The 14900-nt window shown below is 75.5% G+C and carries 10 protein-coding genes; 8 read left to right on the forward strand and 2 right to left on the reverse strand.

Translation table 11 applies throughout. From position 1 onward, the window contains the following. Positions 1–111: 111 nt before the first annotated feature. The 8 genes from GQS52_RS13785 to GQS52_RS13820 all read left to right on the forward strand — a co-directional run bounded on the left by GQS52_RS13785 (position 112) and on the right by GQS52_RS13820 (position 12174). A complete protein-coding gene (locus tag GQS52_RS13785) occupies positions 112–912 on the forward strand; it encodes an antibiotic biosynthesis monooxygenase (RefSeq protein WP_182313727.1) in 801 nt (266 codons plus the stop codon). A gap of 106 nt (positions 913–1018) precedes the next feature. Continuing rightward, positions 1019–2686, forward strand: a complete 1668-nt coding sequence (locus GQS52_RS13790; RefSeq protein ID WP_182313728.1) for a hypothetical protein — start codon at positions 1019–1021, stop codon at positions 2684–2686. Continuing rightward, a complete protein-coding gene (locus tag GQS52_RS13795; protein WP_259371118.1) occupies positions 2683–3258 on the forward strand; it encodes a hypothetical protein in 576 nt (191 codons plus the stop codon). The genes GQS52_RS13790 and GQS52_RS13795 overlap by 4 nt, the downstream gene beginning before the upstream one ends. A 474-nt stretch (positions 3259–3732) precedes the next feature. Beyond that, on the forward strand, positions 3733–6084 hold the full coding sequence (locus GQS52_RS13800) for a hypothetical protein (RefSeq protein ID WP_182313729.1): 2352 nt from the start codon (positions 3733–3735) through the stop codon (positions 6082–6084). A gap of 107 nt (positions 6085–6191) precedes the next feature. Further along, positions 6192–8282: a DNA helicase RecQ gene (recQ, locus tag GQS52_RS13805; protein WP_259370766.1), complete on the forward strand. Its 2091-nt coding sequence runs from the start codon at positions 6192–6194 to the stop codon at positions 8280–8282. A 60-nt stretch (positions 8283–8342) separates the two neighbouring features. After that, complete coding sequence (locus tag GQS52_RS13810; RefSeq protein ID WP_259370767.1) at positions 8343–9143, forward strand: SAM-dependent methyltransferase; 801 nt, start codon at positions 8343–8345, stop codon at positions 9141–9143. 306 nt (positions 9144–9449) lie between these two features. Continuing rightward, entirely contained in the window at positions 9450–10778 is a 1329-nt protein-coding gene (locus GQS52_RS13815) for a phosphoribosyltransferase family protein (RefSeq protein ID WP_182316435.1), read from the forward strand. Positions 10779–11505: 727 nt separating this feature from the next. Beyond that, positions 11506–12174 (forward strand): hypothetical protein, encoded by a 669-nt coding sequence (locus GQS52_RS13820; RefSeq protein ID WP_182313730.1) that lies wholly within the window; start codon positions 11506–11508, stop codon positions 12172–12174. A 168-nt stretch (positions 12175–12342) separates the two neighbouring features. Here the strand turns inward: GQS52_RS13820 and GQS52_RS13825 are convergent, their stop codons facing one another. Then, complete coding sequence (locus tag GQS52_RS13825) at positions 12343–13500, reverse strand: site-2 protease family protein (RefSeq protein WP_182313731.1); 1158 nt, start codon at positions 13498–13500, stop codon at positions 12343–12345. A 203-nt stretch (positions 13501–13703) separates the two neighbouring features. After that, entirely contained in the window at positions 13704–14879 is a 1176-nt protein-coding gene (locus GQS52_RS13830) for a VLRF1 family aeRF1-type release factor (protein WP_182313732.1), read from the reverse strand. Positions 14880–14900: the final 21 nt, after the last annotated feature.

A 14900-nucleotide genomic window follows, 5' to 3' on the forward strand; every position in this document is an offset into this window, starting at 1 on the left:
GCAGGTTGCCGGGAAGGGCGCCGGGCGTCGGCGGCCGGGAAGGGCGACGGGCGGCCGGGGTTCCCGAAGAGGGTTGACCTCGACTTTGGTCGAGGTTGAAGCATGGCGTGCATGACCAGCGACCGGAATCTCCTGCCGTCCCCCTTGCCCGACATCACCCGACCCGACGCCGGCCACGTCCTGATCAGCCACTGGGACACGGCCGGCCCCGAGCAGCAGCGGGCCCTGATGGACGCCGTCATGGACGCCTGGGAGGAGCACCCGCTGCCCGGGGACTTCCTCTCCCGCAGCTGCTTCGCCGGCACCGACGGCCGCGGCGTCCTCAATTACGCCCAGTGGACGAGCGCCGAGGCGCACCGGGAGTTCGCCGCGGACCCGGCCAACGTCAGCTCCCTGGGCCGCCGCATCGGCGCGGCCAGGGACACCCTGGTCGAGAACTCCGCCGAGCCGGACGCCTACCGGCTGTACCGGAGCATGCTCCTCCCGGCGGACGGGCCCGGCGGGGCCGGCGGGGTGGACGTGGCCGACGGGGTCCGCGGGGCCGGCGGCGGGCGCCCCGTGCCGGGCTGCATCGTCGTGGTCGCCTTCGACACCGACGGCCACGACTCGGCCCGCAGGTTCGTCGACACCCTGGTCGACCGCTTCTCCGGGGTCCAGCCGGAGGACGGGGGCATCTCATCCAACTTCCACATCCGTACGGACGGGGGCCGTGTCCTCAACTACAGCGAGTGGACGGAGGAGAAGGCGCACCAGCAGGTCGTCGAGAGCCGGCTCCAGGAGGACGGGGAGGTGCTCCGGCTGATCCGGGCGGTTCCCGGGGTGCGGCCCCTCGGCTTCCGGCGCTACCTGCCCCACCGGGGCCTCGGCCGCCGGACCGCGGGGCGCCCGCCGTCGGGTGCGGGCGTCGGCTGACGCCGCGTCGGCCGCGCGGTGCTGATGCACCGTCCGTCCCCGTAGCATGCGGTGTCCGGGAAAGGATCACCGGACGCGCAAGCGCGTTGATGCAGGGGGACGGAGAGTGCCGCACGCACAGCTGGTCGACCGGGGCGAGATCGCCCGTCACCTGCGGGACCTGGCCGATCATCCCCTGCTGGCCGTCCGCCGCGACGAACTGCTCTCCCTGGCCGGGGACCTGGAGAACGGCACCGGCCTCGAGCAGTGGGCCGGACTGGACCTGCCGGCCGTCCTCGCGCGCCCGGAGAGCCTGACGGCCGCGCCCGGCGGTGAGGGGCGGGGCGGTACCGGCCCCGCGGGCGCGGAACGCCCCGGGGCCGGCGGGAGCGTCGGGAGCGAGGGGGACAGCGGGGACGGCCGCGGCGACGGAGGAGCGAGGGGCGACGGGGAGTCCCCCGACCCCGCCCCCGTTCCTGCCCCTGCCCCCGTCCCTGCCTCCGTCCCTGCCCCCGTCCCTGCCTCCGTCCCTGCCTCCGGTGCCGGAGCGGCGCCGGGGGTCCGCGGGAGGCTGTCCGGCCTCCTGCGGAGGCGTTCCGGCACGGGGGACGTGCTGGAGACCGTCCTGGGCGGCCTGGTGTTCGTCCCGCTGCTGGTCACCTGGTACGGGCTGTGGGACGCGGCCCGGGCGTACGGGGAACTGAGCGCGCAGGACCCGGAGCAGGCGGCGTCCCGTCCCTTCCTGCAGTTGTGGCAGTCCGGGTTCGACGGCCGGCTCTCCGCGGCGGGCCGCTTCGAGAACGTGGCGCTGACGGTGGTCGTGCTGGTCTCCCTCCTGCTGCTGATCGCCGGGTGGCACGCGCGGGTGCGGGTGCGCGAGGAGAGGGCCAGGGCCGCGCGGTACGCCGCGGACTGCGCCGAGCGCGAGCAGCTGCTCGGCCGGCTGGCGTCCGTGCTCACCCGGGCCCAGTTGGCCCTCGTCGAGCACCGGGGCGACGGGACGGGACGGTTCGTGCGCGAGCTGGAGCAGGCGGCGGGGCGGCTGGAGGAACTGGTCGACAGGGCGCTGCAGGGCACCGGCGAACTGGTCCGGGCCGCCGGTGCCGTCGGGCGGGCGACGGCGGCCGTGGACGGGGCGGCCCGTCGGCTGGAGGCCGGGGTCCCCCTGCTGGGGGAGGCCCTTGGCCGCATCGAGGAGACCGTGCGCGCGGGGCAGGAGCAGACCGTCCGCGTCGGCGCCGAGCACGCCGCGTCGGCGCGCGAGGTCGGGGACCGGATCGGGCGGGCGGCCGGCCTGGTCGAGGCCGCCGTCAGGGACCTGGCGGGCGTCCAGAAGGACGCGCTGGCCGCTTCCGGGGCGGCCGCCGACGCCGCGGACCGGGCCTCCCGGGCGCTGGTGGACAGCACCGCGCGCACCGGGCAGGCGGTGGACGGCATGCGGGAGGCCACCGAGCGGTGGGACGCGGCGGCCGCCCACTGGCAGGACGCCGCCGCCCGGCTCGACGCGGGCGTCCACGCCCTGGTGGGCGTCCTCCCCGCACCGCCCGCCGGGCGGCAGGAGGAAGAGGGGAAACCTGAGCCGGAGCCTGGGCCGGAACCGGTCCCGGGGCCGAACCCAAAGCCGGACCCGGGGTCGAGCCCGGAGCCGAGCCCGGGGCCCGGACAGGAACACGGACAGGAGGCGGGGCGGGAACGGGAGGACTCCGGCGGCGCACCTCGGCCCCGGGCTCCCCGTCCCCGCGCGCCGCAGGACACGGCCCCGGCGGCCGGCCCGCAGGCCGGGGGCGGGCGGTGAACCGCCGCCCGCAGCCCCCTCCGCCGTACCGGGAGGCGGGCCGCGCCCGCCGGACCGCCCCCGCCGCCATGGCCGGCTGGCTCTTCGCGGACCTGATGCTCGTGCTGGCCCTGGTCTTCCTGGGGGACAGTCCGGCCCCGGCGACGGCGCAGCGGCAGCCGGCCGTCCCGTCCCCCTCGGCGGGGGAGCCGGGCGCAGGCCCCGGGGAGTCGCCGTCACCGGCGCCGCCGTCCTCGTCGTCCTCGGCGCCTTCGTCCTCGCCGTCGCCGGGTGACCACCGGTCGGTGGAGAATGCGCCCGTGAAGTTCCGCGTACGCGGTGACGACCGGGACAAGCTGACCGCGCAGTTGGAGAAGGCCACCGGCGACTGGGCCGGGCGCCGGGCCGCTCTGGTGCTCACCTTCGGCGGCGGCCCCGGCGGAACGGAGTACGCGAGGCGGGTCAACTCCCTGCTGCCCCGCGCACGCCCGGAGATGTTCACCCGGAACACCACGGCGGAGGACTTCCACGACCTGGGCGAGCCGACGTCCACCGCCGAACTGTGGCTGTACTTCTACACCTCGCCGCGCTGACCGGGGTCCGGCGGACGGACCGCCGGGCGGGGCGCGGCCCGCGGACCTGCCCGCGGCACACGGCACGGCATCGCGCACGGCACCCACGGCATCGCACGGCACGGCACGGGAAGGGCACAGGGCTTTGAGGGAGAGCGTCCGGCAGGTCCGGGAAGAACCCGCGGAACCGGGGAGACCCGGGAAGCCGGCGGGACCGGAGGCGCCGGGCCGTCGGCTGCCGCAACAGGAGGCGGCCGGGGCGGCAACGGCGGCCGGTCCCGGGAGCGAAGCCGGTCCCGGGACCGGGGCGGGGGCCGGGGCGGAGGCGGAGGCGGAGGGCCGGGACCGCCGCCTCGTACTGCCCGCCTTTCCCGGCACGGCCGGCTACGGCGCCCTGCGCCGGGCGCTGACGAAGCTCGGCCTGCGGCACGCCGCCGACGTCCTGCGCCCGCCGCGCTCGGCGCCCCACCGCGGGTTCCACGTGGTGGGCGGCCTGTGGTTCCCCGGCAGGGGCCGGACGCCCGGCTGGCCGTCGACCCCGGTTTCCTGGAGGAGTCCCGCAACCGCTGGCAGGCGTCCGGGGACTCCCGGGCCCCCGAGGCGGTGGCCGTGCTGCGCACCCTCGCGGCGGCGGTCGACCGCGACCCCGCCGCGCTGCACCGCATCGTCCTGTACCAGCTCTCGTGCCTGCTCGTGGACGGAGAAGGCGGCCCCACCGCCGGGGCCGCCCGGGCGCTGGGCGTCCACCCGGACGACGCCGGGCTCCTCGCGGACGCCGTCGCCGCGGGCTTCCCCCCGTCCGGCCGGGTCCGCCGGGCCGCGGAGGAGATCGCCGACGCCTGGCAGGAGTCCCGGCTGGTCCGCGCCGGACAACTCGCGGCCGCCCTCCCCGCGGCCCCCGCCGACCCCGTCCTGTCGGCCCTGCTGGCCGAGGTGCGCCGCGCCACGGATTCCGTGGAGCGCCTGATGGCCGACGCCCGGGCACTCGTGCGCCGCGGCCGCCCCCACGAGGCGGCCGCGGCGTGGCTGGCCGCAGCGCAGAAGGCCGTGGACGACCCCCGGGCCCGCACCGGCCTCCTCGGCGCCGCCGTCCTCGCCGCGGACGCGGACGCGGACGCGGAGAGGGAGGGGACGGAGGGCGGGGCGCCGGGCGGGGACCCGGGCACCGGTGCCCGTGACGGGGTCCGCGCCGCGGTGTCGGCGGGAGGGGTCAGGGTGACCTGGTCGCCCGCCCCGCACGGGGCGGTTCCGTACGGCGGCCCCGCGCCGTGGTACCGGACGGTCCGCTTTCCCGAGGGCGCCCCCCACAAGGCCGTCGAGGTGGGGGAGCCGGGCCCCGGCGGCGCGGTGTCCGACCCCGATCCGCCGACCGGGCGGAAACTGCGCTACGCGGTGATCCCGCTGCGCGGCGACGGCGTCGCGGGAGTGCCCCGGGTGACGCCCCCCGTCCTCGTGCGCCCGGAGGTGACGCGGCCGAAGGCCGTCCCGGTGCCCGGCGGGATACGCCTGGACTGGGAGGTGCACCCGGAGGCCGTCGAGGTCGCGGCGGTGCGCCGGCCCGCCGCCGGGAGGGGGACGACGGCGGCGTCCGGAGCGGCGTCCGGGCCGACGCCGGTGCCGTGCGGACTCCACGGCCTCGTCGACCGCCCGCTGCCGCCCGGCCGGTACCACTACCTGGTCTCCTGCGCCTACGTGCGGGGGGAGAGCAGGGAAGTGGTGTGGTCGCCGGGGAGGGAGGTGACCGCCCGGGCCGTCGAGTGGCCCTCCCCCGTGGAGCGGCTGCTCGTGGACGGCCCGGACACCTCGGACGCTCCGGACGGCCCGGGCGGCCCGGACTCCCCGGGTTTCCCGGGCTTCCCGGGCTTCCCGGGTGGTGCGGCGGACGTGGTCGGTGCGCCCCGGCTCCGGCTCTCCTGGCCCGAGCCCGAACGGGGACAGGTCCGCCTGGTGCACTGGCACGGGCGCCCCGCCGAGCCCGGGGAGGACGTCTCGGAACTGCTGCCCGAGCTGCCCCCGGTGCGGGTTCCGTCCCCGGACGCGACGGCAGGCGGGGACGGGAACGGGGACGGGGACCGGGACCGGGACGGGGAGGCGCCGGCGGTCCCGGGCGACGGAAGGCCGTGGTCGGGCACGGAGTTCGTGCCGAGGCCCGGGGCCAGGAACCGCATCACCGCGGTGAGCGTGCTGGGCGGCCGGGCCGTGGCCGGCGCGAGCGTGCTGGTCGAGACCCCGGGAGCGGTCGGGGACCTGATGGCCCGGCGGCTGGACGGGGACCGGATCGAGGTGTGGTTCACCTGGCCGGAGCCGGCCGTGCTGGTGCTGCTCCGCTGGGAGCAGGACGGCGGCCGCCGGGAACGCCGAATACCGCGCAGCCTCTGCCTGGGCACGGGCGTGGTCCTTCCGGCGGGCACCGGGGAGTGCCGGATCACGGTGGTCCCGCTGCCTCGTCCCGACGCCGACTTCGCGGCGAGCGGTCCGGCCGTCACCGTTCTGCCCGCAGTGCCCGCGCATGCTGCCGTACCCGCCACGGCGGGAACCGCCGTGGCCGTGCCGTCCGTGGCGCCCGCCGTGGCTGTGGCCGTGCCGCCCGCAGCGCCCGCAGTGCCTGCGGAAGCGGTCACGGACACGGACACGCCGGAGGGCGGTTCCCCGGAGGGCGGTGCGCCGGAGGGCGGTTCGCCGGGTGCGGGGAGTGGTTCCCGGGACGCCGCCGGGGCCTCCGTTCCCGACGGTTCCTCCGCGGTCGAGCCGTCCGGGGAGGAGCCGTCCGGGGAGGAGCCGTCCGGGGAGGAGCCGTCCGGGTCCTCCCCGGGCCGCAGGGGCTGGTGGCGCAGGTCGGTGCGGTGACGGCGCGGTGACCTCCCGGTGACGGTGCGGGGCGGGTCGGTGGCGGCGCCGGGGAGTTGTCCACAGGCTGGGGACGGTGTGTCCGCGGATCGCCGTAGACTGCCCGGATGACTGCCCTCGACGACAGCACCGGAACGGGCACGGGTCCCGCGGAGAGCACCGGCCCCGGCGGGAGCGCGGCTCCCGCGGAGGACTCCGCCCCCCGGGAGAGCGGTGCCGGCGCCTGGCCCGAGGAGGCCGGGCCCTGGGCGGGGGAGCCCGACCCGTGGTCGGAGGAGCCCGACCCGTGGGAGGGCGAGGCGGACCCCTGGGCGGACGGCGGCACCGGCGTGCGAGGGGGCGCCGGGGAGGGCGGCCGTGCGCCGCGCGCCCCCCGGGCGGAGAACGCGCTGGAGGCGCTGCAGCGCGTCTTCGGGTACGACGCGTTCCGCGGGGAGCAGCAGGAGATCGTCGAGCACGTGATCGCCGGCGGCGACGCGCTCGTGCTGATGCCGACCGGCGGCGGCAAGTCGCTGTGCTACCAGATCCCCGCGCTCGTGCGGGAGGGCGTCGGGGTCGTCGTCTCGCCGCTCATCGCGCTGATGCAGGACCAGGTGGACGCCCTGCGGGCGGCCGGCGTGCGCGCCGGCTTCCTCAACTCCACGCAGGACCTCGACGAGCGGCGCCTGGTCGAGGCCGAGTTCCTCGCCGGGGAGCTGGACCTGCTCTACCTGGCGCCCGAGCGGCTGCGCAGCGAGGCGACGCTCGACCTGCTCGGCCGCGGCACCGTCTCGCTGTTCGCCATCGACGAGGCGCACTGCGTGGCCCAGTGGGGGCACGACTTCCGGCCCGACTACCTGCAGCTGTCCGCCCTGCACGAGCGCTGGCCCGGCGTGCCGCGCATCGCGCTGACCGCGACCGCGACCGCCGCCGTCCGCGACGAGATCGCCGTCCGGCTCGACCTGAAGGATGCCCGCCACTTCGTGGCGAGCTTCGACCGCCCGAACATCCAGTACCGGATCGTCCCGAAGAACGACCCGCGCAAGCAGCTGCTGGAGCTGCTGCGCACCGAGCATGCCGGGGACGCCGGGATCGTCTACTGCCTGTCGCGGGCCTCCGTCGAGAAGACCGCGGAGTTCCTGGTCAAGCAGGGGATCGACGCGGTGCCCTACCACGCGGGGCTGGACGCGGGCACCAGGGCCGCGAACCAGGCGCGCTTCCTGCGGGAGGACGGCCTGGTCGTCGTGGCCACCATCGCGTTCGGCATGGGCATCGACAAGCCCGACGTGCGGTTCGTCGCCCACCTCGACCTGCCCAAGTCGATCGAGGGCTACTACCAGGAGACCGGCCGCGCCGGGCGCGACGGGCTGCCCTCCACCGCCTGGCTGGCCTACGGGCTCCAGGACGTGGTGCAGCAGCGGAAGATGATCGACACCTCCGAGGGCGACGACACCCACCGCCGCCGCCTGGCCGCCCACCTCGACGCGATGCTGTCGCTGTGCGAGACGGTCGAGTGCCGGCGGGTGCGGCTGCTCGCCCACTTCGGGCAGGAGAGCACTCCCTGCGGCAACTGCGACACCTGCCTGACGCCGCCGGAGTCCTGGGACGGCACGGTCGCCGCCCAGAAGCTGCTGTCGGCCGTGGTGCGGCTCAAGCGCGAACGCGGCCAGAAGTTCGGGGCCGGGCAGATCGTCGACATCCTCCTGGGGAGGAAGACCGCCAAGGTCATCCAGTTCGACCACGACGCGCTGAGCGTCTTCGGCATCGGCACGGAGCTGAACGAGGCGCAGTGGCGGGGCGTGGTGCGCCAGCTGCTCGCCCAGGGCCTGCTGGCCGTCGAGGGCGACTACGGCACGCTGGTGCTCACCGACGCGAGCGCGCAGGTGCTCGGCGGGCACCGGAAGGTGCCGATGCGGCGGGAGCCCGAGCGGCCCGCGCGTGCGGCGCGGTCGGCGAAGCCCGCGGGCAGGGCGCGCGGCGGCGCCCCCGTCGACCTGCCGGAGGAGGCCGTGCCGGTGTTCGAGCGGCTGCGCGCCTGGCGGGCGGCGACCGCCAAGGAGCAGGGCGTGCCGGCGTACGTGGTCTTCCACGACGCGACGCTGCGGGAGATCGCGGCCGCGCCGCCGTCGACCCTGGAGGAACTCGGGAGGGTCAGCGGTGTGGGCGAGGGCAAGCTGGCCAGGTACGGGCAGCAGGTCCTGGACACCCTCGCCCCCTGACGTGGGCCGACACCTATCATGACGACCATTCAGGAGGGTCTTACTGCTTAGGAGTTGGCCGTGAGCGGTTTCGCAGTTCCCGACGTCGATCCCAAGGTGCCCAGCATCGCCCGGACCTACGACTACATGATCGGCGGCAAGGACAACTACGAGTCCGACCGCGCGGTCGGCGACCACATCAAGCAGAACATGCCGGGTGCGCAGGCCATCGCGGTCGAGAACCGCAAGGTGCTCGTGCGGGCCGTCCGGCACATCGCCGAGACCACCGGCATACGCCAGTTCCTCGACATGGGAAGCGGCCTGCCGACCGCCGACAACGTCCACCAGGTCGCGCAGCGCCACGCGCCCGACACCCGGGTCGTCTACGTCGACAACGACCCCGCAGTCCTCGCCCACGGCCGGGCGCTGCTGGGCACGAACGACCGCACCGCGGTCATCCAGGCCGACGCCCGGGAGCCGCAGGCGATCCTCGACCATCCCGACACCCGCAGGCTGATCGACTTCGACCAGCCCGTCGCCGTGATCATGTGCGCCATCCTGCACCACCTCAACGACGACGAGGACCCGGCCGGCATCGTCCGGTTCTGGCGGGACCGGGTGCCCTCCGGCAGCCACTTCTTCATCACCCACTTCCGCACCGAGCACAACCCGGAGACCGCGGAGATCGAGGCGGTCCTCCAGCAGTCCTTCGGCCGGGGCCGCTGGCGCGACGACGCCGAGATCGCCGCCTTCTTCGACGGGCTGGAGATCCTCGAGCCGGGTGTCGTCCCGACGGCGCTGTGGCGCCCGGACGTCGAGACGGGCCGGGAGCTCACCACCTGGGAGCGGCTGATCGTGGGCGGTGTCGCCCGCAAGCCCTGAGAGCCCTGAGAGGCCTGCAAGCCCTGAGAGGCCTGCAAGCCCCGCATGCCCCGAACCGTCGGCGGGCGCCGCGCCCGGGCGTGACCCCGCCCGGGCGGGCGCCGCGCCCGGGTCGGCCCCTGCGCGGGCGGGCGCCAAGCCGCCCCCGATTCACTCGCATGGAGTAACGGGGTTGCGGCCGGCGGCGCCGCGCCGGAGCGTGGGAAGCAGGTACCGCCGTCGGGGCGCGTCGTGTCGTCAGGATCCAGGACGGTCCGGCGGGCGGCACCCGGCAGCAGCGAGCCCGACGTCCGTTCCGAGGCCGCCATGTACTTCATCGACCGCTCCGACGCGGGGCGCAAGCTCGCCGAACGGCTCACCCGCCTCGGCACCGAGGCCCCCGTGGTCCTCGGCCTGCCGCGCGGCGGCCTTCCCGTCGCGGTCGAGGTCGCCACGCGCCTGCACGCGCCGCTCGACGTCATCGTCGTCCGCAAGCTCGGCGTGCCGTTCCAGCCGGAGCTGGGCATGGGCGCGATCGGCGAGGAGGGCGTGCGCGTCGTCAACGACGAGGTGGTGCGTGCGGCGGGCGTCACCCCGCGGGAGATGGAGACCGTCGAGCGGCGCGAGCGCGCCGAACTGGATCGGCGGGCCCACCGGTACCGGGGCGGGCGTCCGCCCGTGCGGCTCGCCGGACGCACCGTGATCGTGGTCGACGACGGCATCGCCACCGGGTCGACCGCGCAGGCGGCGTGCCGGATCGCCCGGGAGCGCGGGGCCGCGCGGGTGGTGCTCGCGGTGCCCGTGGCGCCGCCGGACTGGACCGTGCGGCTGGGCCCGTACGCGGACGACCTGGTGGCACTGGACACCCCGGCGAACTTCTTCGCGGTCGGCCAGGCCTACGCCGACTTCGAGCAGACCACCGACGAGGAGGTCGTCGACTGCCTCCGCCGCGCGGCGGAGGCCCGGGCCGGCAGGGCGGACGGGGACGGGCCGCCCCCGGCACCCGCGGAGCGGGAGGTCCGGATCCCGTCCGGGGGCGCCGTACTCGTCGGAGACCTGGCCGTCCCCGCCGGGGCCACGGGGACCGTGGTCTTCGCGCACGGCAGCGGCAGCAGCCGCCGCAGCCCCCGCAACCGATGGGTGGCGGCCGAGCTCAACCGGGCCGGGCTGGCCACCCTGCTGTTCGACCTGCTCACCGAGGACGAGGCGCTGGAGCGCACCAACGTCTTCGACACCGCCCTTCTGGCCGGCCGGCTGGCCGACGCCGTCCGCCGGCTCGCGGACGAGCCGGACGTGGGCGGCCTGCCCGTGGGCTGCTTCGGCGCCAGCACCGGGGCGGCCGCGGCGCTGTGGGCCGCGGCGGAGCCCGGCACGCGGATCGCCGCCGTGGTCTCCCGCGGCGGGCGGCCCGACCTGGCGGGAGCGCGGCTGAGCGAGGTCACCGCCCCCACTCTGCTCGTCGTCGGCGGCTGGGACGAGCTGGTCCTCGAGCTCAACCGCCGGGCGCAGGCGCAGCTGGTCTCCTGCGAGAACCGGCTCGAGGTCGTCCCCGGGGCCACGCACCTCTTCGAGGAGCCGGGCACCCTGGAGGCGGTGGCACGCCTGGCCCGCCAGTGGTTCACCGACCACCTCGCGCCCGGCACGCCGCCCGGGTAGACCCCGGACCCGCCCCCGCCCCGGTACGCCGCCCGGGCAGGGCCGTCACTCTCCCGTTCGAGCGGCTGGAGCGTACGGACCGTCCCGGGGCGGGGGCGGCAGCAGGCCGGGCGTCTGCGGGTGCCGCAGGTGCTGCCGCCGTCGTACGCGTGCGGCACGAATGTCTCCGGACCCGGTGTCCCGGTCGCGTCGTACGCGTCCGGGGCGCATTCCGGGAACAGGCCCCGACGGTTTCCCGCCGCCCCACAATCCTCAGTAACCTCCTTCTGCGCATGGGGGCTTGGGCCGCCATGGGCTTGGGTCACCATCCAGTCGGGGGGTACGTGTGTCGAGCCTTTCAAGCAGCGACGGCGGAAGTGCGGACGGAAGCCCCGCAAACCACGGAGCAGGCGCCCAGCCACCTGCTCCGTCCGTGCCGAGCGGTCAAGGCACACCCGCGTCGGCTCCGGTACCTTCAGCGACTTCCCCGAGCACGCCCGCGCCGGGAACCGCACCGACACCGACCGGGTCGTCGGCCCACCCGCCGACACCGACAGGGGGGACGACCGCCCCACCGGCGACCGGGACACCGGCGGCACCCGACAGCGACCCGGGTTCGCGCTGGCGACACAAGCCCAACCTCATCGCTCTTCTGAGCGCCGCCGCCGCTGTCGCGGCCGTTGGCCTCTCCGTCCATTACGGCAACGACTCCTCCGAATCCGGGCGCTCGCAGGCAGAGAGCGGGGAGGTGCAGGCAAGCACGGGAGTGTCGGAGGCGGCACGTCGGCCGAACCTCGAAGTCGAGCGTGTCGCCGCCTACATCGAAGGAGGGATCGAGGGGGAGCTCGTCGACACGGTTGACGGGACAGTGCTGGAGGAAGGGAAATTCGACGGCCCTCATATCGACGTCACCTTCGGTAACAGAGCCCCCGGTCCCTCTCTCGTCACCGAGGCGACGCTGCACGTGCGCGAGTCCGGTTTCCTGCCCGCATGTCACCAGATCGGCGGAAACCTGGTCGTGTCCATAAACTATGACTTCCCGGTTCCCGCCAAACCCCTGAAGAATTACGAGAAGTCGAAAGAGGTCAGTTTCACGGTCAAGGACAATGACCTCGATCGCCTGACTGTGACCGTTGGGCCGGACGGGGATTTGATCACGCCCTGGTACGGCCTGGTGGATGTTTCTTTTCAGCACGACGGCAAGAGGACAACGGTCGGTCCTGTTGCCGTCGTCGACACCGGCACCGATCCAAAGTTTCGCCCGGACGGTGATGGCTGGATCATCGAGAACGTGGACGGCCCGGACTGCTTGGACGAGACGTCCTCGCTGGTGGACCGCCTCATGGGTACCCCTGACGTCATCGTCTCGAAGGAGTTGAAGTCGCTGCGGGACAAGCTGACCTCCATGGGGCACTGAGCCCCCGCGCCAGGACGCGGACGGTGTCCCACCGGGTTGAAACGGGGGAGGAGGGCCGAGTGGCTTCGGGGGGACCGGAGGTTCCTTCCGGGTGCGCTCGCGGCTCGGCGAGTTGCTTTTCCCGGCCCGTGCCACTGCCGGCCGGTTCACCGTTCGTTGGCGGCGCCCCTACTTCCGGGCCGCCCGGTCGTCGCCGCCGCGGTCGGCGGAGGACATCAGCCACGCCACGGTCCGGCTGACGTCGGAGGCGGAGAGGATTCCGACCAGCCGTCCGGCGTCCAGCACCAGCACCCGGTTGTCGGCGCCGGACCGGACGTCGGGCAGCAGGTCCGCCAGCGGGGTCCCCGGTGTACTGACGGTTGCCTCCGGCAGCGGCAGCATGACCTCGCCCACGGTCCGCACCTCCCGCAGTTCCTCCGGGACGTCCCTGACCCGTTCCAGGGTCACCAGCCCTGCCGGGGCGCCGTCCTCCGCCGTGACGGGGAACGCCGAGTGCCGGTACCGGTAGAGCGGGTCGCCCAGGAACTCCGCCACCGTCAGCGCGGCGGGCACCGTGACCGGGTCCGGCGTCATCGCGTGCCGCACGGCGACGCCGGCCAGCGCGGCGCGCAGCTGGGACTGCTGCCCCTCGACCGTGGCGGCGGCGACGAGGAACCAGCCGATCAGCGCCATCCACACCCCGCCGACGGCGTCGCCCATCACGAACAGCCACAGGCCGAGGATCACCAGCAACCAGCCGAACGCCCGGCCCGCGGCGGTCGCCCCGGCGGTCGCCCGCAGCCGGTCGCCGGTGCGCCACCACAGGAAGGCGCGCAGCAGCCGGCCCCCGTCCAGCGGCGCGGCCGGGACCGAGTTGAACAGGGCCAGCAGGATGTTGATGCCGGCCAGCCAGACCACCGCCTCGACCGCCGGCCCGGTCACGGACAGCAGGCCCAGGATCCACGCGGCCAGGCCGAAGAGGGCGCCCAGGACCAGGCTGACCAGCGGTCCCACCCCTGCGATCCGCAGTTCCGCGCCCGGGCTCGGGGCCTCGCTCCTGATCCGGGAGGCCCCGCCGAGCAGCCACAGGACGATGTCCTCCACCTCCACCCCGTTGCGCCGGGCCACGACGGAGTGGGCCATCTCGTGCGCGAGGAGCGAGGCGAGGAAGACCAGGGACGTGGCGACGGCCAGCCCCCAGTACACCAGCGGGGAACTGCCGGGGTGGGCCTCGGGCAGGCGGCCCTCGGCGAGGCCGAGGGCGAGCAGGAGGAGGATGACCACGACGCTCCAGTGGACCCCGACCTTGATCCCGGCGATCCGCCCCAGTGTGAAGGTTGCCTTCACCGTGTTCCTCCTCGTGTCCGTGCCGTCCCGAAGGCCGTCCCGAAGGCCGTCCCGAAGGCCGTCCCGAAGGGCGCCCGTGCCGCGCCGTGCCCGGGCCGCCGGGCCGCCGGGCCGCCGTCCGCCCCCGCCTCTCCCGGCCCGCAGCGGGGGCGGGCGTGAGGCGGGGGCGGACGGGGACGGGCCGCGGCGTCCGCCGGCGGTGCCTACCAGCGCAGCAGGGCGGCCACGCCGTCCGTCCCGGCGAGCCGGGGGGCCGATTCCGGCGCGAGGACGGTGACCTCGGCCCCCTCCAGCAGCGCGCGTTCGATCATCCGCTCGCCGAGTTCCGGCTCCGGATCGGTCTCGGGCCCGTCGGGTGCGCGCTCGCCCTCGGGGAACAGGCGCCCGTCACGGGCACGGCTGCCCGGCCACTCCTTCTCCCCGTCGATGAGCAGGTGCGCGATCCTGCCCTCGTTGAGGGAGCCCAGGGTGTCGCTGAGGCCGCAGGTGCCCGTGCCCCCGGACAGTGCGGCGTCCATGACCTTCTCGACGAGCCGCTGCTCCCGGCGCTGCCGGGCCTCGGCCAGCGCGGGGCCGACGGCCTCGGCGACCTTGGCCGGGGACAGCGGGTGGAGCACCTGGGAGAGGCGGACGACGTCCGTGCCGTGCATCTCCGGCAGCCGGTCCGCGAGCATCTCCACCAGCCGCCGCTCGCCGGAGACGACGAGGTACTGCCAGCCCTGCTCGGTCGTGTGCCGGACCACGTCGGAGGTGGCGGCGCTCAGGAGCCGGCCGAGCCGGTCCTCCATCCTGTTGTGGAACCGGTCGACCTGGGAGACGTTCTGCTGGCCCGACGACGGGTTGCCGCTCGCCGGGCCGCCGCTGCGGCGCCAGTCCTCGAACTCGATGGTGAAGTCCGTCGCCCGGATCTCCCTGGCGCGGCCGAACCGGAGGTCGAGCAGGCGCAGGCCCTCGCGGCCGACGGCCGCCACCCCGGCGGGTGCGCCGGCGCTCGCGGCGGCGGCCAGCGGCCGGATGTGGGCCGAGGGTTCCAGGGTCACCACGTCGGGGAGCGGCATCTGGATCTCCACGGTCCGCACCTCGCCGTCGCTGACCGGAGCGAACAGCGCCCTGCCCAGGCCCGGGCGGGACGCCTGGACCAGGGAGTGCAGCGAGGGCCCCAGCTGCTGCAGGCGCTTCTCCAGTACGGTCCGCCGCTCCCTGGGCAGCTCGGTCCGGGCCCGCTCCCGCAGGGCCGCCAGCCCGTTCTCGACCCGCACCTGCCAGGCCGGCCTGGTCGTGGACTCCTGCCTGGGATCGGCGGTCACGTACACGGAGAGGACACCGGTCTCGTCGGTCATGCCGGCAAGGAGACGAAGATCCTCCTGGACGAATTCCATCGCCTGCTCCTTCCTGCTCGG

The organism is Streptomyces sp. SCUT-3 (genome assembly GCF_014083985.1).
GTDB lineage: Bacteria > Actinomycetota > Actinomycetes > Streptomycetales > Streptomycetaceae > Streptomyces_H > Streptomyces_H thermolineatus.